This window comes from Laedolimicola sp. (assembly GCF_051972735.1).
GTDB classification, from domain to species: Bacteria; Bacillota; Clostridia; order Lachnospirales; family Lachnospiraceae; genus Laedolimicola; species Laedolimicola intestinihominis.
Map to the genome: position 1 here is coordinate 12,868 of NZ_JBOKYU010000028.1, position 17,339 is coordinate 30,206.

The 17,339-nt window shown below is 52.5% G+C and carries 18 protein-coding genes; all 18 read left to right on the top strand.

The genetic code is table 11. From position 1 onward, the window contains the following. The first annotated feature begins 241 nt into the window (after positions 1-241). Positions 242-1,066 carry a CoB--CoM heterodisulfide reductase iron-sulfur subunit B family protein gene (locus ACTRC3_RS07850; RefSeq protein ID WP_440322683.1) on the top strand — a complete coding sequence of 275 codons (825 nt, stop codon included), beginning with the start codon at positions 242-244 and terminating at the stop codon, positions 1,064-1,066. Beyond that, entirely contained in the window at positions 1,053-1,445 is a 393-nt protein-coding gene (locus tag ACTRC3_RS07855; protein WP_158364904.1) for a 4Fe-4S dicluster domain-containing protein, read from the top strand. The genes ACTRC3_RS07850 and ACTRC3_RS07855 overlap by 14 nt, the downstream gene beginning before the upstream one ends. A gap of 17 nt (positions 1,446-1,462) precedes the next feature. After that, a complete protein-coding gene (locus tag ACTRC3_RS07860) occupies positions 1,463-3,448 on the top strand; it encodes a 4Fe-4S binding protein (protein WP_440322684.1) in 1,986 nt (661 codons plus the stop codon). After that, positions 3,439-3,879: a hydrogenase iron-sulfur subunit gene (locus tag ACTRC3_RS07865; RefSeq protein ID WP_186872041.1), complete on the top strand. Its 441-nt coding sequence runs from the start codon at positions 3,439-3,441 to the stop codon at positions 3,877-3,879. The genes ACTRC3_RS07860 and ACTRC3_RS07865 overlap by 10 nt, the downstream gene beginning before the upstream one ends. Then, positions 3,867-4,841: a 4Fe-4S dicluster domain-containing protein gene (locus tag ACTRC3_RS07870; protein WP_440322685.1), complete on the top strand. Its 975-nt coding sequence runs from the start codon at positions 3,867-3,869 to the stop codon at positions 4,839-4,841. The genes ACTRC3_RS07865 and ACTRC3_RS07870 overlap by 13 nt, the downstream gene beginning before the upstream one ends. 2 nt (positions 4,842-4,843) lie before the next feature. Continuing rightward, positions 4,844-5,896, top strand: coding sequence for a 4Fe-4S dicluster domain-containing protein (locus ACTRC3_RS07875; protein WP_440322686.1), 1,053 nt, complete (start codon positions 4,844-4,846; stop codon positions 5,894-5,896). Next, the gene (locus ACTRC3_RS07880; protein ID WP_158364894.1) at positions 5,889-6,752 is read left to right on the top strand and encodes an FAD/NAD(P)-binding protein; all 864 of its coding nucleotides are present in this window, start codon (positions 5,889-5,891) and stop codon (positions 6,750-6,752) included. Before ACTRC3_RS07875 ends, ACTRC3_RS07880 begins: the two co-directional genes overlap by 8 nt. A gap of 21 nt (positions 6,753-6,773) precedes the next feature. Further along, positions 6,774-7,448: a 4Fe-4S dicluster domain-containing protein gene (locus ACTRC3_RS07885; RefSeq protein ID WP_178039819.1), complete on the top strand. Its 675-nt coding sequence runs from the start codon at positions 6,774-6,776 to the stop codon at positions 7,446-7,448. Positions 7,449-7,462: 14 nt separating this feature from the next. Continuing rightward, positions 7,463-9,067, top strand: a complete 1,605-nt coding sequence (locus tag ACTRC3_RS07890) for an FAD-dependent oxidoreductase (RefSeq protein ID WP_440322687.1) — start codon at positions 7,463-7,465, stop codon at positions 9,065-9,067. 40 nt (positions 9,068-9,107) lie between these two features. Further along, the gene (locus ACTRC3_RS07895; protein ID WP_349165033.1) at positions 9,108-10,271 is read left to right on the top strand and encodes a permease; all 1,164 of its coding nucleotides are present in this window, start codon (positions 9,108-9,110) and stop codon (positions 10,269-10,271) included. 91 nt (positions 10,272-10,362) lie between these two features. Beyond that, positions 10,363-11,205 carry a fumarate hydratase gene (locus ACTRC3_RS07900; RefSeq protein WP_440322688.1) on the top strand — a complete coding sequence of 281 codons (843 nt, stop codon included), beginning with the start codon at positions 10,363-10,365 and terminating at the stop codon, positions 11,203-11,205. A 1-nt stretch (position 11,206) separates the two neighbouring features. Continuing rightward, positions 11,207-11,767, top strand: a complete 561-nt coding sequence (locus ACTRC3_RS07905; protein ID WP_440322689.1) for a Fe-S-containing hydro-lyase — start codon at positions 11,207-11,209, stop codon at positions 11,765-11,767. 23 nt (positions 11,768-11,790) lie between these two features. Next, positions 11,791-12,483, top strand: coding sequence for a YoaK family protein (locus ACTRC3_RS07910; RefSeq protein ID WP_440322690.1), 693 nt, complete (start codon positions 11,791-11,793; stop codon positions 12,481-12,483). A 66-nt stretch (positions 12,484-12,549) separates the two neighbouring features. Continuing rightward, positions 12,550-13,038 (top strand): Cys-tRNA(Pro) deacylase, encoded by a 489-nt coding sequence (ybaK, locus tag ACTRC3_RS07915; protein WP_349165035.1) that lies wholly within the window; start codon positions 12,550-12,552, stop codon positions 13,036-13,038. Between the two features lie 162 nt (positions 13,039-13,200). Next, entirely contained in the window at positions 13,201-13,878 is a 678-nt protein-coding gene (locus tag ACTRC3_RS07920) for a response regulator transcription factor (protein ID WP_440322691.1), read from the top strand. 2 nt (positions 13,879-13,880) lie between these two features. Beyond that, complete coding sequence (locus ACTRC3_RS07925) at positions 13,881-15,380, top strand: ATP-binding protein (protein ID WP_440322692.1); 1,500 nt, start codon at positions 13,881-13,883, stop codon at positions 15,378-15,380. Between the two features lie 16 nt (positions 15,381-15,396). Then, on the top strand, positions 15,397-15,672 hold the full coding sequence (locus tag ACTRC3_RS07930; RefSeq protein ID WP_440322693.1) for an acylphosphatase: 276 nt from the start codon (positions 15,397-15,399) through the stop codon (positions 15,670-15,672). 35 nt (positions 15,673-15,707) lie between these two features. Next, positions 15,708-17,204, top strand: a complete 1,497-nt coding sequence (locus ACTRC3_RS07935; protein ID WP_440322694.1) for an ASKHA domain-containing protein — start codon at positions 15,708-15,710, stop codon at positions 17,202-17,204. Positions 17,205-17,339: the final 135 nt, after the last annotated feature.

Genomic DNA, 17,339 nt, shown 5'->3' on the forward strand with positions numbered 1-17,339 from the left:
ACTCTATTGACACACAATTAACAAAGCAAAATTCCGACCATATAAGTCGGAATTAACAAAAACTCATGTTGATTTAACACAAAAATATAACATAACATCCAAAAAACTCCAACAAACTAACAAAAAAATATCATTTAGGGGTTGTTAAACCTTTAACAACGTAGTATAATAATGTAGATTGATAGAAAAATGTCAAACAGACAACTTTGCAACAAATAAGAAACAAAAAGGAGGTAGTCAAATGGTGTACAGCTACTATCCGGGCTGCACGTTAAAGAACAAAGCGCAGGACCTGGACCGATACGCCAGAATGTCGGCAGAAGCCCTGGGATTTACCCTGGAGGAAATCGAAGCCTGGCAGTGCTGCGGAGCCGTCTATCCGCTGGCGTCCGATGAGATTGCCACGAAGCTGTCCGCAGTCCGCGCCCTGAATGACGCAAAGGAAAAGGGACAGGATCTGGTAACCCTCTGCTCCGCCTGTCATCATGTGATCAAGCGCGTCAACGATGATATGCAGAATGTGGAGGACATCCGCACCCGTGCCAACAATTATCTGAAGCTTGAAAAACCCTATGAAGGAGAGACAAAAGTTCTTCACTATCTGGAGGTTCTGCGCGATCGCGTCGGTTTCGATACCATTCGTGAGAAGGTTACCCATCCGCTGACCGGACGGAAAATCGGTGCGTATTACGGCTGTATGCTGCTTCGCCCCAGTGATATCATGGCCTTTGACGATCCGGAGAATCCGACCATTATTGAAGACTTTATCCGGGCCCTGGGCGCTGAGCCGGTGGTGTATCCCTACCGGAACGAGTGCTGCGGCGGTTATGTGTCCCTGAAGGATAAGCCCCTGGCCGGTACGATGGTAGACCGGGTCATGGAATCCGCGGCAGATCACGGAGCGGAAGAACTGATTACCGCCTGTCCTCTGTGCCTCTATAATTTGAGAACCAGCGGAAGCGCGAAAAAGCTTCCGGTTACCTATCTAACGGAGCTTCTGGCAGAGGCTCTCGGCCTGATTCCTGAGAAAAAAGCGGAAGGAGGAGCAGAAGATGCAGAAGGCTGATATGGCGAAGGCCGATAGACTTCGGGAGATGAGCGGCGTCAACACCCGGAAATGTATGAAATGCGGAAAATGCTCCGCGACCTGTCCCGCTTATGAGGAGATGGATATCCGTCCCCATCAGTTTGTTTCTTATGTGGAGAATGGCGACATAGAGCCCCTTTTAAATTCCACCACCATCTGGAAATGTCTTTCCTGCTTTGCCTGCGTAGAGCGTTGTCCCAGAGATGTGAAGCCTGCGAAGCTCATTGAGGCGGTACGGCAGATGGTAGTAAGACAGCGGGGCGGCAATTACTTAAGCCCCAACGAGATACCCGAATTACTGGACGAGGAACTGCCCCAGCAGCTGCTGGCCAGCGCGTTCCGCAAATACAGCAAATAATCAGGAGGTGAAAAAACGTGCAGAGAATAGGAGTATTTGTCTGTCATTGCGGTACGAACATAGCTGCGACGGTAGATATCGGACGGGTGGTAGCGGCAGCGGCGAAGGAGCCGGGCGTCGTTCACGCGGAAGATTACCAGTATATGTGTTCTGAAGCAGGACAGCTGAAAATCCGGGAGGCCATCGAGCAGAAACACCTGACAGGTATCGTTGTCTGTTCCTGTTCCCCCAGAATGCATGAGAATACATTTCGCCAGGCGGCAAAGCGGGCCGGTATCAATCCCTACATGGTAGAGATTGCCAATATCCGCGAGCATTGCTCCTGGATTCATAAAAATATGGAGGAAGCGACCGAGAAGGCCATTATCCTGGCCCGGGCAGCTATCGCGAAGGTTATGCTGAACGCGCCTCTGACGCCGGGCACCAGCCAGGTCGTAAAGCGCGCCCTGGTGATTGGCGGCGGTATCGCGGGTATCCAGACCGCGCTGGATATCGCGGAGGCAGGCTACGAGGTAGATATCGTAGAGAAGACTCCCAGTATCGGAGGAAGAATGTCCCAGCTTGACAAGACCTTCCCGACTCTGGACTGCTCCGCCTGTATCCTGACTCCGAAAATGGTGGAGGCTGCGGCCCATGAGAAGATTACCATTTATACATATAGCGAGGTAGAGAAGGTCAGCGGCTTCGTAGGCGATTTCCATGTGGATATCCGGAAAAAAGCCAGAAGCGTGGATATGAGCAAGTGTACCGGCTGCGGCGTCTGCCAGGAGAAGTGTCCTTCCAAGAAGGCTCCCAATGAATTCAACCGGGGACTGAATACACGAAGCGCGATCTATACGCCCTTCGCCCAGGCGATTCCCAATGTTCCGGTGATTGACCGTGAAAACTGTATGAAATTCAAGACCGGAAAATGCGGCGTCTGCGCCAAGGTATGTCAGGCGGGCGCGATTGATTATGAGCAGAAGGACGAGATCATTACCGTGGATTACGGCGCTATCGTCGTGGCGACCGGCTTTGATACCATTAAGCTGGATCAGTACGATGAATATGCGTATAACCAGAGCCCGGATGTCATCACGTCCCTGGAGCTGGAGCGTATCATGAACGCGGCAGGCCCCACCAAGGGCCACCTGGAGCGGATGTCCGATCACAAGGCTCCCAAGTCCATCGTATTTGTCCAGTGCGTGGGATCCCGCTGCGCGGACAAGAGAGGAAAGAGCTATTGCTCCAAGATTTGCTGTATGTATACAGCGAAGCATGCCATGCTGATTCGCGATAAATATCCGGACGTAGATGTGACCGTCTTCTATATCGATGTACGTACTCCCGGCAAGAACTTCGACGAGTTCTATCGTCGGGCAGTGGAGGAGTATGGAGTCCATTACATCAAGGGTCAGGTAGGAAAGGTAGCGCCCCAGGGCGATAAGCTGCTGGTACAGGCCTCTGACCTGCTGGACAACAGACAGATTCGTATGGAAGCAGATATGGTTGTCCTGGCTACCGCCATTGAGCCGAATCCGGATGTAAGAAAGATTGCCACCATGCTGACAGCCAGCATTGATACAAACAATTTCCTGACCGAGTCCCATGCCAAGCTGCGTCCGGTGGAGTCCCCCACAGCGGGAATTTTCCTGTCCGGCGTCTGCCAGGGACCCAAGGATATTCCGGAGACCGTAGCCCAGGCCGGAGCCGCTGCTGTAAAGGTGATAGGACTTCTGGCGAAGGATCATCTGGTTACCAACCCCTGTACGGCCAAGGCAGATCCGATCTTCTGTAATGGCTGCTCCACCTGTGAAAAGGTATGTCCTTACGGAGCGATTTCCTACGAGGATCAGCTGGTAAATGATCATGGTATCCGCGAGACGAGACGGGTAGCCGTTGTGAACAGCGCCCTCTGTCAGGGCTGCGGAGCATGTACCGTTGCCTGCCCGTCCGGAGCTATGGATCTGCAGGGCTTCTCAAACAGACAAATTCTTGCGGAGGTAGATGCGATATGCAGGTAGAAAATACAGAATTTAGACCGAAGATTGTAGCGTTCTGCTGCAACTGGTGCTCCTACGCAGGCGCAGACCTGGCGGGAAGCAGCCGACTTGCTTACCCGGCGGATGTAAAGATTATCCGCGTGCCCTGTTCCTGCCGTGTGAACCCCATGTTTATCCTGAGAGCCTTCCAGAGGGGAGCGGACGGCGTGATTCTCTGCGGCTGCCACCCGGGAGACTGTCATTACACCACAGGAAACTATTACGCAAGAAGACGTATGACGCTGCTTTTCTCCATGCTGGATTACCTGGGCGTGGAAAATGGACGTACCCGCGTAGAGTGGGTGTCTGCGGCTGAGGGCGTGAAGTTCTCCACCACCATGAATGAATTTGTAGCGAAAATTCATGAACTGGGAGAAAATGTAAGATTGGAGGATCTGCGATGCAAGGGTTAATCGAGAGAGCGAAAGAGCTTCTGGCAGACGGAACCGTAGCGCAGGTTCTGGGCTGGAGAAAGGGCGATATGGGATACGATCCGGAGCCGGCTTATTTCTACAAGGAAGAAGATTTACAGAATTTTGTTTACGACGCGTTCTGCGGCGCAAACTTAAGCAAATATATGATTGAGGCCTCCAAGCTGGAGGGCAGGACGCTGGTATTCTTAAAGCCCTGCGACACCTACAGCTTCAATCAGCTGATCAAGGAGCACCGGGTTGACCGGGAAAAGGCTTACATCATCGGCGTGGGCTGCAAGGGTACCTTAAAGTCGGAGAAAATCCGCGACGCGGGTATCAAGGGCATCAAGAGCGTGACCATCGACGGCGATACCCTGAAATTTGAGACCATCTATGGCGAGAAGGAGCTGCCCTTTGCCGACGCCCTTCTGGAGCGCTGCAAGGTATGTAAGGGTAAGAAGCACATGGTATATGACGAGCTGATTGGCACGGCAGAGGACGAGGAGGCAGGTCCGGTGGGCAACCGCTTCGAGGAAGTGGAGAAGCTGGAGGCCATGAGTCCGGAGGAGCGTTTTCATTTCTGGCAGGAGCAGCTTTCCAAATGTATCCGCTGCAACGCCTGCCGCAATGTGTGTCCGGCCTGCAGCTGCCGCAAATGTGTCTTCGACAGCAGCCAGTATGACAGCAATCAGAAGGCGAATGCCGATACCTTTGAGGAGCAGATGTTCCATATTATCCGTGCCTTCCATGTGGCAGGACGGTGTACCGACTGCGGCGAGTGCAGCAGAGTCTGTCCCCAGGGCATTCCGCTTCACCTTTTAAACCGCAAGTTTATCAAGGACATTGACACCTTCTACGGCGAGTATCAGGCGGGAGCCGATACGGATTCCAGAGGCCCGCTGACGGACTTCACCTTTGATGACGTGGAGCCTGGCATTGTACAGACGAGAGGGGGACATTAAGCATGTATCAGATAGCGAAGAGTAAGCTGAACGAGCTTTACAGAGCCATCAGTGCAAAGGAAGACTTATTTCTCCCGGTACAGAAAGCCGGACAGACCAATTACGGACTGTGGACCGAAGAGGCCGTGGCGGATATCGATACGCTGAAGACCGTGAAGTCCGGTAAGGACTGCTTCTTCCCCCAGAGCGAGGTGCTCTACAAGAGCCGCTATGAGGGCGGAAAGGTCAGTATCGACCCGGCAGAGCTTCAGAATCAGCCCTTTGTGGTATTCGGTATGCGTGCCTGCGATGTGAGGGCTGTGAAGGTTCTGGACCAGGTATTCCTGACGGATCCGGTGGATACCTATTACGCGGCCAGAAGAGAGCATGGCACCATTGTATCCCTGGCCTGCAAAGAGCCGGATGAAACCTGCTTCTGCAAAAACTTTGATGTGGATGCGGCGGAGCCGGGCGCGGACGTGGAGACCTGGTTTGTGGGCGACACTTTGTATTGGAAATCTCTTACAGAAAAAGGTGAGACCCTGACTGCATTCGTGAAAGAAGCCCTGGCAGACTCCTTTATGGAAGCAGACGCAGCAGGAGAAAAAGCGGTGGCAGAGGAGCAGGCGGCGATTCGCGCCATCATCGAGAAGCTTCCTCTGTCCCATCTGGATTTGTCCCGGTTCAAACCGGAAAATACCATGGAGCTTTTTGATTCCCCGCTGTGGGAGGAGCTGTATAAGCCCTGTCTGGCCTGCGGAACCTGCACCTTCGTGTGTCCCACCTGCCAGTGCTACGACATCCGCGATTTTGACGGAGGTAAGGCCGGAATTCAGCATTACCGGTGCTGGGATTCCTGCATGTATTCCGATTTTACCATGATGGCCCACGGCAATATGCGTACCAGTCAGCTTCAGCGATTCCGTCAGAGATTTATGCATAAGCTGGTTTATTATCCGGCCAACAATGACGGCATGTATTCCTGCGTAGGCTGCGGCCGCTGCGTCAGCAAGTGCCCGTCATCTTTAAATATTGTGAAAGTGATCAAGAAACTGGGAGGTGAGGGAAATGAGTGAATGTACCTGCGGCGGACATGCAAATGATATCAGAGTAGACGCGCTGATTCCTATGATTGGCGTGGTGACGGATATCCGCACGGAAACTCCGGACGTTAAAACCTTCCGGGTAGTGGGAAGAGACGGCAAGAAGCTTTTTGAGCATATGCCGGGTCAGTGTGCCATGGTATCGGTTCCCGGTGTGGGCGAGGCGATGTTCTCTATCACATCTTCCCCCACCAACAAAGAATATCAGGAGTTCAGCATTAAGCGCTGCGGCTCCCTGACAGATTACCTGCATGGAATGAATGTGGGAGACGAGATTACCGTGCGCGGTCCCTACGGAAATGCCTTTCCGGTGGAGACAGCGCTGAAGAAGCAGAATCTTCTGTTTATCGCCGGAGGAATCGGTCTTGCGCCCCTTCGCTCTGTCATCAACTACGTGCTGGATAACCGGGACAATTACGGTACGGTAGATATTCTCTACGGTTCCCGTTCCGCGGACGATCTGGTGCAGCTTAAGGAGATTCAGGAGGTCTGGATGAAGACGCCGGGCGTCAATGTATATCTGACCATCGACCGGGAGCAGGAGGGCTGGGACGGCCATGTGGGCTTCGTTCCTTCCTATCTGAAAGAAATCGGCTTCGACACCAATAAGACCGTACTGGTCTGCGGACCGCCCATCATGATCAAATTCGTACTGGCTGGCCTGATGGAGCTGGGCTTCAATAAGACACAGGTGTACACCACCCTGGAGCTTCGTATGAAATGCGGTATCGGCAAATGCGGCCGCTGCAACATCGGCGCCAAATACGTCTGCAAAGACGGCCCCGTATTCCGCTGCGACGAAATTGATGAACTTCCACCTGAGTACTAAGAAAGGAACGGTATAAAAAACATGCAGGAAATGGTAAACGTATATTTCTATGGAAAAAAGTATTCCGTACCCGCTGAGCTTACCATCATGACGGCTATGGAATACGCAGGCTATAAGCTGGTGCGCGGCTGCGGCTGCCGCCACGGCTTCTGCGGAGCCTGCGCAACCATTTACAGAATCAAAGGCAATAACGAGCTGAAGACCTGCCTGGCCTGTCAGACACAGGTACAGGAGGGCATGTACATCGCGACCCTGCCCTTCTTCCCGGCAGACAAGCGAAACTACGATATGGATGAGATCAGTGCAAAGCAGCGTGTGATGATGGATCTCTACCCGGAGATCTACAGCTGCATCGGCTGCAATGCCTGCACCAAGGGCTGTCCCCAGTCCTTAAATGTCATGCAGTATATCGCTTACGCCCAGCGCGGTGATTTCGAGAAGTGCGCGGAGGAATCTTTCGACTGTATCGGCTGCGGTATCTGTACCTCCCGCTGCCCGGCAGGCATTTCCCACCCCATGGTAGGCGTGCTGGCCAGAAGACTGACCGGAAAATACATTGCCCCGAAGGCGGAGCATCTGGAGAAGAGAGTGGAGGACATTCACCACGGCGCTTTCGACGACCTGATCGAGCAGATTATGCAGAAGCCCATCGAGGAAATGAAGGAACTGTACAACAACCGAGAGATTGAGAAATAGGAGGGGAGCGGACTATGTATACAGCGGAAATGCTGGAATCTATTAAAAAAGTAGAGGCCACAAGAGCACAGCGTATCGGTGTAGAGCCGAGACGAATGACAGCAGAGGAAAAGGACGCGCTCCTGAAAGAGTTCCATCCGGATTACCGGGAGGATGGATTCCAGGAGATTCAGGTCGGCCCCAATAAGGGCGAAAAGGCTCCCTATGAGCTTGGTACCCTGCTCCATTCCAACAGCCGTATTTTAAATGTACCGATTGATCTGGATAAAGTAGATTATGATGTGGATGTTCTGATCATCGGCGGCGGCGGAGCCGGTTCTTCCGCAGCTATCGAGGCGCATGAGGCAGGTGCCAACGTTATGATGGTGACCAAGCTTCGTATCGGCGACGCCAACACCATGATGGCAGAGGGCGGTATCCAGGCTGCGGATAAGGAAAATGATTCTCCTCAGCAGCATTATCTGGACGCCTTCGGCGGCGGACATTTTGTGGCAAGACCCGAGCTTCTGCGCCGCCTGGTTATGGAAGCACCGGACGCAATCCAGTGGCTCAATGACCTGGGCGTTATGTTTGATAAGGACAAGGACGGCCGGATGATTACCACACACGGCGGCGGAACCTCCAGAAAGAGAATGCACGCCTGCAAGGACTATTCCGGAGCGGAGATCATGCGTGTGCTCCGCGACGAGGTATGGAACCGTCAGATTCCGGTGGTAGATTTTACCGCGGCTGTAGAGCTGATTAAGGATGACAAAGGACAGGTGGCAGGCGCCGTCCTCCAGAATATGGAAACCGGAGAGTATAAGGTGGCGAGAGCCAAGACCGTTATCATTGCTACCGGCGGAGCAGGAAGACTGCATTATCAGCACTTCCCCACCTCCAATCATTACGGAGCAACTGCAGACGGACTGGTGATGGGCTATCGGGCGGGAGCGCCGCTTCTGTACCAGGATACAATTCAGTATCACCCCACCGGAGCGGCTTACCCGGCGCAGATCTTCGGCGCGCTGGTTACAGAGAAGGTTCGTTCCGTAGGCGCAATGCTGATCAATGTGGATGGCGAGGCCTTTATGCATCCGCTGGAGACCCGCGACGTGTCCGCAGCCTCCATTATCCGGGAGTGTACGGCCAGAGGCAAGGGTGTTCCCACGCCGACCGGTTATGGTATCTGGCTGGACACCCCGATGATTGAGATGATTCACGGAGAGGGCACCATTGAAAAGAGAATTCCGGCTATGCTTCGTATGTTCCTGAACTACGGTATCGATATGAGAAAGCAGCCGATTCTGATTTACCCGACCCTTCATTATCAGAACGGCGGTCTGGAGATCGGCGGCGAGGGCTTTACCAAGGCAATCCCGAATCTGCTGGTAGCAGGCGAGGCGGTAGGCGGTATCCACGGAAGAAACCGTCTGATGGGCAATTCCCTTCTGGATATCATTGTATTTGGCCGCAATGCAGGTAAGGCTGCAGCCCGCAAGTGCAAAGAGGTAGAGCTGGGAACGATGAATCTTGATCATCTTAAGAGCTATGCGGAGGAACTGGAAAAGGCAGGACTGCATACGGATGAGGTTTCTCCGATGTTGCTGCCCAACTATACCTTCGGTATGCCGAAGTAAGAGAAGCAGACGGAATATGACAGCAATTGGGGGTTGTGCTATGGGGATTATTACATGGTTTCAGGAGTCCGTACTATCGAATACGCTGATGATGGTGTTTCTGATTGCCGTTATTGGTTATCTGGTAGGAAGTATTAAAATCTGCGGCCTTGAGCTGGGGACCGCCGGCATTTTGCTGGTGGCCCTGGTCTTCGGCCACTTTGGAGTAGAGATTCCCTCCCTGGTGCGGGAGCTGGGATTGATTTGTTTTGTAACCTCGGTAGGCTTTATTGCCGGACCGAAATTTTTCCGGAATTTTAAAAATAACGCCACGTCCTATATTTTACTGGGTATTCTGGTTATCGGCGCAGGCGCGCTGACCTGTGTGGCTGTAATTAAAATTTTTGGAATTCCGGTGGATATCAGCGTAGGTATGATGACCGGAGCACTTACCAGTACGCCGGGACTGGCGGCAGCCCTGGAGGCGACCGGCTCTGACGCGGCCTCTGTAGGCTATGGCATCGCGTATCCCTTCGGTGTTGTGGGCGTAGTGCTTTTCGTCCAGCTGGTTCCCAAGCTTCTGCATACGGATATGGCGGCAGAGCGGGCGAAGTTCGAGGCTGCTGCAGGCGTGGAGGTGGCGGAGTTCCACAAAACCAAGAAGGAAGATTTGTTCTATGCGGACAGTATGGGCTTCTTCCCGTTTTCCCTGGCAATTGCTCTGGGCATCATTCTGGCGAAGATTGAAATCCCCCTTCCGGGAGGTGCGGTCTTTTCCCTGGGAACCTCAGGCGGTCCGCTGATTGCGGGACTGATTCTCGGTCACTTCGGCCATTTCGGAAAATTGAGCGTACAGGTGGAGAAGCATGTCCTGGAGTGCCTAAGGGAATTCGGCCTGGCGCTGTTCCTGCTGGGAGCCGGAACCCAGGCGGGCGCGGGCTTCATCGAAATTCTGAAGGAGCACGGGGCGTTGCTGTTCTTGTACGGAGCTCTGATGACTCTTGTTCCCATGCTGCTGGGATACGTCTTTGCGGTAAAGGTGCTGCATCTGTCGCTGTTTAACTGTCTGGGATCTATCTGCGGCGGTATGACCAGTACGCCGGCCCTGGGAACCCTGATTCGTGTGACCGAGACCGACGATGTGGCCAGCGCTTACGCGGCGACCTATCCCATTGCGCTGGTGGCGGTGGTGCTGGCCAGCCAGTTTATCAGTTTGTTATTATAAACTCATAGGCCAGAACTATAGAATTATAAAATGTATCGAATTGTTTTATACATGGCAATGTGCTATATTACAGCTATGGAGGTGAAGTATCATGCGCGAGATTAAGACCGCTGAGATCACAGACGTCGTAGAGCGCCTGTGTATTGAAGCCAATGAGCAGCTGCCGGAGGACATTAAAGGAGCCATCCGCCGCTGCAGAGCATGTGAAGACTGGGAGACAGCCCAGGGGGTTTTAGACAAAATTATCGAGAACTTTGAAATTGCGGGAGAGGAGCATGTACCCATCTGTCAGGATACGGGTATGGCCTGTGTATTCCTGGAGATTGGTCAGGACGTACATATCACAGGCGGCGATCTGCGTGAAGCCGTAGATGAAGGCGTACGCCGCGGCTATGACAAGGGATACCTTCGAAAATCCGTTGTAAAGGATCCGGTACGCCGCGGTAATACCGGCGACAATACCCCGGCCATGTTGTATACGGAGATTGTACCGGGTGAGCAGATCAAAGTAACCGTAGGCCCCAAGGGCTTCGGAAGCGAAAATATGAGTGCCATCCGCATGTTTAAGCCCTCTGCGGGAATTGAGGGCATCAAAAGCTTTATCCTGGAAACCGTAGAGGCAGCAGGACCGAATCCATGTCCGCCCATGGTAGTAGGCGTAGGTATCGGAGGTACCTTTGATAAATGCGCGCTGCTGGCGAAAAAAGCACTGATGCGCAATACCGAGGAGCCGAATCCGGATCCCTATTATGCAGATTTGGAAAAAGAGATGCTGGAGAAAATCAATGAGCTCGGTATCGGACCCCAGGGCTTTGGCGGAAAGACCACCGCTTTGGCTCTGAACATTGAGACTATGCCGACCCATATTGCAGGCATGCCCTGTGCAGTCAATATCAACTGTCATGTAACACGCCACAAGACGGAGGTGATTTAATATGGAAAGACATATTCAGCTGCCTTTGACGGAGGAACTTGCAAAAACCTTACACGCGGGCGACAGCGTGTATCTGACCGGAACCATCTATACCTCAAGAGACGCGGGCCATAAGCGGATGTGCGAGGCTCTCGCAAGAGGAGAAAAGCTTCCCTTCGATCCCGCAGACGCCACCATTTACTATGTGGGACCGACTCCGGCGAAGCCGGGTCAGGTCATCGGAAGCGCGGGACCGACTACCAGCGGACGTATGGACGCTTACGCGCCGACCATGATGAGCGTGGGCGCCAGAGGTATGATTGGCAAGGGCGCCAGACTTCCGGAGGTGGTGGAAGCCATGAAGAAGTATCATGGTGTTTACTTTGGGGCGATCGGAGGAGCGGGAGCGCTTCTGGCGAAGTGTATCAAAAAATGTGAGTTGATCGCATATGAGGATCTGGGCGCGGAAGCACTTCGGAAGCTCTATGTGGAAGACATGCCGCTCGTAGTCATTATTGACAGCGAGGGAAATAATCTGTATGATGAGGGAAAAGCAGCCTATCTGGCCAGTAAAAAGAACTAGATTTACGAAAGGATGATTTTCCTATGTCTCTGATTCATGAAACAGAACAAGAGAAACAGATGTCCGAAGCCTTCGTGAACAGCGCCTTTCTGGCGCTGTCCGGAGGCTTTCAGGACGCTTATACCTATTTTACAAGAGAAGAGGTCTTCTCCAATGCCCAGACCGGCAACGTGGTGCTGATGAGTCAGCATTTCATGTGCGGCGAGTGGATGGCGGGTCTTCGCTACCTGTTCCCGATTCTGTCTTTTGCGGTGGGCGTCTGGGTGGCAGAGCAGATTCAGGGTCGGTACCGGTACGCAAGGAAGCTTCACTGGCGGCAGAGTATTCTTCTGCTGGAAATTGTTATTTTGTTTGTAGTCGGGTTTATTCCCACCCGTCTGGATATGATGGCGACCGCCCTGGTTTCTTTTTCCTGCGCCATGCAGGTACAGTCCTTCCGCAAGGTCAACGGTTATTCCTACGCCAGCACCATGTGTATCGGCAACTTAAGAAGCGGTATTGCGGCGCTGTCCGGCTATGTGCGGGAGCATAAGCCCCAGCAGGCGGAGCAGATGCTATATTATTTCGGTATCATCTTTCTGTTTGCCCTGGGCGCGGGACTTGGCGGCGTCATGTCCATGCATACGGCTATCGGAATCCGGGCCATCTGGGTGTCCTGTGTGCTGCTGCTCATCAGCTTCGGCCTGATGTTTATCGATAAGCCGAAGATATCGTAACGGACAGAAATGCGGCATAACGACTGGTCAAGACAGAGTGACAGATGGTTGAAAAGGAGAGCGAAGATGGCAAAAAAAGAAAAAGAAATCAAGACCAACGCCATGCGTCTTCTGGAGCAGAAGAAGATTCCCTACACGGTACATACCTACGACGGTGAGGAATTCCATGACGGCGTCAGCGTGGCGGATATGCTGGGTCAGCCCCATGAGATTGTATACAAGACTCTGGTGACGGTGGCGAAGAGTAAAGAACATTATGTGTTTGTAATCCCCATTGAGGCGGAGTTGGATCTGAAAAAGGCGGCGAGAGCCGTTCATGAAAAATCAGTTGAAATGCTTCCCTTAAAGGAACTGACGGATCTGACCGGCTACGTCCGGGGCGGCTGCACCTGCATTGGTATGAAGAAGCAGTTTCCGGCGGTGCTGGACGAGAGCGCGAAGCAGTTTCCACGAATTATGGTCAGCGGCGGACGGCGCGGCTCCCAGATCGAAGTGAATCCGGAAGATCTGATGCGGGCGGCAGGCGGGACCTTTGCCGACGTTGTGATGGAATAGACTTATCATATAATAGAAGAAACAAAAGGAGGCGGAAGCGAACATTCCGCCTCCTTTTCTCTGTATTTTTCACAAAACGATCATATTTCCCTGTTATAATAGACAGAAATCAAGTATAATAAAAAATAATTTCTGTATAAATAAGAGGCAGGAGGATTCGTGATGGATAAATTAAAAATTCTGGTAGTGGACGATGAGAGCAGAATGCGGAAGCTGGTCCGGGATTTTCTGGTAAAACAGAACTTTGAGGTACTGGAGGCCGGGGACGGCGCGGAGGCCCTGGACATTTTTTTCGGCACGGAGGGAATCGCCCTGGTGATTCTGGACGTGATGATGCCGAAGATGGACGGCTGGCAGACCTGCCGGGAGATTCGTGCGTATTCCAAGGTGCCGATTATCATGCTGACAGCCAAATCTGACGAGCGGGATGAGCTGCAGGGCTTCGACCTGGGCGTGGACGAGTATATATCCAAGCCCTTCAGCCCCAAAATTCTGGTAGCCCGGGTGGAAGCGATTCTCCGGCGTACCAGCGCCAGAGGCGTGGACGAGGTGCTGGATGCAGGAGGCATTTCCCTGGATAAGGCGGCGCATATCGTGACCGTGGACGGCAGGCAACTGGATTTGAGCTTTAAGGAATTTGAGCTGCTGACTTATTTTATGGAAAATCAGGGAATCGCCCTTTCCAGGGAGAAGATTCTGAACAATGTGTGGAACTACGACTATTTCGGCGACGCCCGGACCATCGACACCCATGTGAAGAAGCTTCGAAGCAAGCTGGGCGACAAGGGCGACATGATCAAGACCATCTGGGGCATGGGCTATAAATTCGAGGTGGGCTGAGTATGGAACATTCTGTCAAGCATCCGGGAAAGCATTCCATCAAGCGGCAGATGGCCGCTATCTTCATCGGTGTATTGGCGGCGGCATTTCTGTGTGTTGGCCTGATCAATGCTTTTTTTCTGAAGGATTATTATATGTCTGAAAAACAGAAAGCCATCATCAGTGCTTACGAAGCCCTGAATAAGGGCGTCAGCAACGGGCTTACCAATGACGACGATTTCAAGGCAGGCATGGAGCTTATCTGCAACACGGACAATATCTCCATCTTCGTTATGGATAACAGCGGCGAGCCAAAGCTTGCCACAAACCGGGATTATCAGATTCTGCAGAAAAAGCTGTACAGTTATATTTTTGAGGCGGACACTCAGAATTCCATAGTGTTGGATACTGCGGACAATTACACGATTCGGGAGAGCCGGGATCATTTTTCCCAGGCGGATTATCTGGAAATCGTAGGCACCCTGGATTCCGGCGAGCCCTTTATCATGCAGACGGCCATCGAGAGTATCCGGGACAGCGCGGCGATCTCCAATCAGTTTTTTATCTATGTGGCGCTGACGGCCATGGTTTTTGGCTCAGTCCTGATTTGGTGGCTGTCCAGGCGGATTTCCGAACCGATTCTGGAGCTGACGGATATTTCCCGCAGAATGACGGAGCTGGATTTCAACGCAAAGTTTACTTCCGGGAGCGACAACGAGATTGGCGTGCTGGGAGCGCATATGAATGAAATGTCCGAGAATCTGGAGAAGACCATTTCAGAGCTGAAGACTGCCAACAACGAATTGCAGCGGGATATCGAGCAGAAGACCCAGATCGATGAGATGCGAAAGGAATTCCTGTCCAACGTATCCCATGAACTGAAGACGCCCATCGCCCTGATTCAGGGCTACGCGGAGGGTCTGAAAGAGTGTATCAATGATGATGCTGAAAGCCGGGACTTTTACTGCGAGGTCATCATGGATGAGGCCCGGAAGATGAACACCATGGTGAAAAATCTGCTGTCCTTAAATCAACTGGAATGTGGCAACGATGTGGTTACCATGGAACGGTTTAATATTGTATCACTTATCCGAAATGTTTTAAATTCTTCGAAAATTCTTATGGAGCAGAAGGAAATCCATCTGATTTTCAAAGAAGAGGAGCCGGTCTACGTATGGGCCGATGAATTTAAGATCGAAGAGGTCGTGACCAATTACATCAGCAACGCAATCCACCATTGTGAATTTGATAAGGTCATTGAGGTCAAGATTCAAAGGGAGGATTCGCTGGTAAGAGTTTCTGTCTTTAATACAGGTCAGCCAATTCCGGAGGAGGATCTGGACAAGGTATGGATCAAATTCTTCAAGGTGGATAAGGCCAGAACCCGGGAATATGGCGGAAGTGGCATTGGTCTGTCCATTGTCAAGGCGATTATGGATTCCCTGCACCGGGAATGCGGTGTCCGCAATTATGACAATGGCGTGGAATTCTGGTTTGAGCTGGACGCCAGGGCACAGGCCTAGGGGAAAGGATTTTATTATGGTAAGAAAGCATATCTATTTTTCCGGCCGTGTCCAGGGCGTGGGCTTCCGGTATCAGGCGGCGTACTATGCCAGAAACCTGGGGCTCACCGGCTGGGTACGGAACCTGAGCGACGGACGGGTGGAGATGGAGGTTCAGGGGCGGGAGTCCTTGATTTCCCAGCTGATCCTCACACTGAAAAATCAGCCCTATATCCGGATTGAGGGTATCGAATATCAGGAGCTCCCGGTGGAAGTGGGAGAAACGAAATTCAGCACCCGGTTTAGCTATTGAATAAACCGGGAGAAAAAGAACAGGGAGAACAGAAGATGTGTGAATTATATTTCAGAAACGAAGGGCTTCGATGGAAGGCGAGGAAAGGACAGACCCTTCTTGAGGCGGCTGTGGAAGCGGGAATATCTCCGGACGCGCCCTGCGGAGGAAAGGGAAGCTGCGGAAAATGCCGTGTACGGGTAAATGGTGAGCCTATGCTTGCCTGCCAGACGAAGGCTGCGGACGGTATGGAGATCGATACCTTATGGGAAAGGGAACAGGACACACAGATTCTGACCGAGGGACATACAGAAGACAGAAAAAAGACAATAGTGAATCCGGGAACGCTTCCGGGAGACGTAAAAGATCCGCTTCTGGCGGCGGCAGATGTGGGCTCTACCTCTGTGGTGGTGTATCTTATGGACGCCCGGACCGGAAGAGAACTGGCAGTCAGAAGTATGCTGAATCCTCAGCGCCAGTATGGGGCTGACGTGGTGGAGCGGGGAAATTATGTGTTGAAGCACGGGCCGGAGCAGCTGTATCGCTGTATCCGCCGGGCGGTCAGTGATTTGCTTGCCCAGGCGGCGGAGACAGCAGGAAGAACTGCGGAGGATATTGTCCGGGTAGCGCTTGTGGGCAACAGTTGTATCCACCATCTGTTTCTCGGGCTTCCGATTGACACGTTGGTAAAAGCTCCTTATGATCCGGTGGTGAAGGGAGCGCTTAAGCTTCCGGCGGCGAAATTTGATGTGCGGATCCACCCGCAGGGGGAGATACTCTGGCTGTCCAATATCGGGGGCTTTGTAGGCGCGGATACAGTCGGCGGCATTTTGGCGTCCCGTATTTATGAGAAAGAAAAGCCGACTCTGTTGGTGGATATCGGAACCAATGGGGAAATTGTTCTGGGAGACAGGCAGGGACTTATGGCCTGCTCAACGGCAGCGGGACCGGCCTTTGAGGGTGCCAGGATCACCTGTGGTATGCGTGGAACCGAAGGAGCGATTGATAAGGTATGGCTTGAGAATGGAAAGTTTTCCTGGCATGTAATTGGGGAAGGGGAGCCGAAGGGGATCTGCGGATCCGGTCTTCTGGATGCGACGGCCTGTCTCCTCCGTCTTGGAAAGCTGGACGAAACCGGGCGCATGGAAGAGCAGACGGTATCTTTTACGGAGCAGGTGTATTTGAATCAGCGTGATATCCGGGAGCTGCAGCTGGCGAAGGCGGCTATCTGCGCAGGTATCCGGCTGTTATGCAGTCATCGCGGCATAGAGGTGGATGAGATAGATACCCTCCTGATAGCCGGAGCTTTTGGCAATTATATGAATCCGGCCAGCGCATGTGCCATTGGTCTGCTGCCGCCGGAGCTGGAGAATCGAATCCTATCGATCGGAAACGCGGCAGGCGAGGGCGCAAAAATGGCAGTGCTGAATCAGGAGGAGTTCAAGAGAAGCAGCAGACTTTCCGAAGAGACTCGTTTTGTAGAACTGGCCCTGGAGCGGAATTTCCAGGATGTCTATGTAGAGGAACTGCTTTTCCCGGAAGAAGAGGAATAAAAGCAGTTGCAAGTTTACATAATTGTAGAAAAAGTAGATACTGTAGAAAAAATAGAAAAAGTTTTAAAAATTTTAAAAAAAGGTGTTGACATTCTCTTGCACCCGTGATAAAGTATAGAAGCTGTCGCGAGGGAC

Bases quoted from the DNA above. Each gene is read 5' to 3' on its own strand.
- ACTRC3_RS07850 (WP_440322683.1), top strand. From the start codon at position 242: ATGGTGTACAGCTACTATCCGGGCTGCACGTTAAAGAACAAAGCGCAG.
- ACTRC3_RS07855 (WP_158364904.1), top strand. From the start codon at position 1,053: ATGCAGAAGGCTGATATGGCGAAGGCCGATAGACTTCGGGAGATGAGC.
- ACTRC3_RS07865 (WP_186872041.1), top strand. From the start codon at position 3,439: ATGCAGGTAGAAAATACAGAATTTAGACCGAAGATTGTAGCGTTCTGC.
- ACTRC3_RS07870 (WP_440322685.1), top strand. From the start codon at position 3,867: ATGCAAGGGTTAATCGAGAGAGCGAAAGAGCTTCTGGCAGACGGAACC.
- ACTRC3_RS07875 (WP_440322686.1), top strand. From the start codon at position 4,844: ATGTATCAGATAGCGAAGAGTAAGCTGAACGAGCTTTACAGAGCCATC.
- ACTRC3_RS07880 (WP_158364894.1), top strand. From the start codon at position 5,889: ATGAGTGAATGTACCTGCGGCGGACATGCAAATGATATCAGAGTAGAC.
- ACTRC3_RS07885 (WP_178039819.1), top strand. From the start codon at position 6,774: ATGCAGGAAATGGTAAACGTATATTTCTATGGAAAAAAGTATTCCGTA.
- ACTRC3_RS07890 (WP_440322687.1), top strand. From the start codon at position 7,463: ATGTATACAGCGGAAATGCTGGAATCTATTAAAAAAGTAGAGGCCACA.
- ACTRC3_RS07895 (WP_349165033.1), top strand. From the start codon at position 9,108: ATGGGGATTATTACATGGTTTCAGGAGTCCGTACTATCGAATACGCTG.
- ACTRC3_RS07900 (WP_440322688.1), top strand. From the start codon at position 10,363: ATGCGCGAGATTAAGACCGCTGAGATCACAGACGTCGTAGAGCGCCTG.
- ACTRC3_RS07905 (WP_440322689.1), top strand. From the start codon at position 11,207: ATGGAAAGACATATTCAGCTGCCTTTGACGGAGGAACTTGCAAAAACC.
- ACTRC3_RS07910 (WP_440322690.1), top strand. From the start codon at position 11,791: ATGTCTCTGATTCATGAAACAGAACAAGAGAAACAGATGTCCGAAGCC.
- ybaK (WP_349165035.1), top strand. From the start codon at position 12,550: ATGGCAAAAAAAGAAAAAGAAATCAAGACCAACGCCATGCGTCTTCTG.
- ACTRC3_RS07920 (WP_440322691.1), top strand. From the start codon at position 13,201: ATGGATAAATTAAAAATTCTGGTAGTGGACGATGAGAGCAGAATGCGG.
- ACTRC3_RS07925 (WP_440322692.1), top strand. From the start codon at position 13,881: ATGGAACATTCTGTCAAGCATCCGGGAAAGCATTCCATCAAGCGGCAG.
- ACTRC3_RS07930 (WP_440322693.1), top strand. From the start codon at position 15,397: ATGGTAAGAAAGCATATCTATTTTTCCGGCCGTGTCCAGGGCGTGGGC.
- ACTRC3_RS07935 (WP_440322694.1), top strand. From the start codon at position 15,708: ATGTGTGAATTATATTTCAGAAACGAAGGGCTTCGATGGAAGGCGAGG.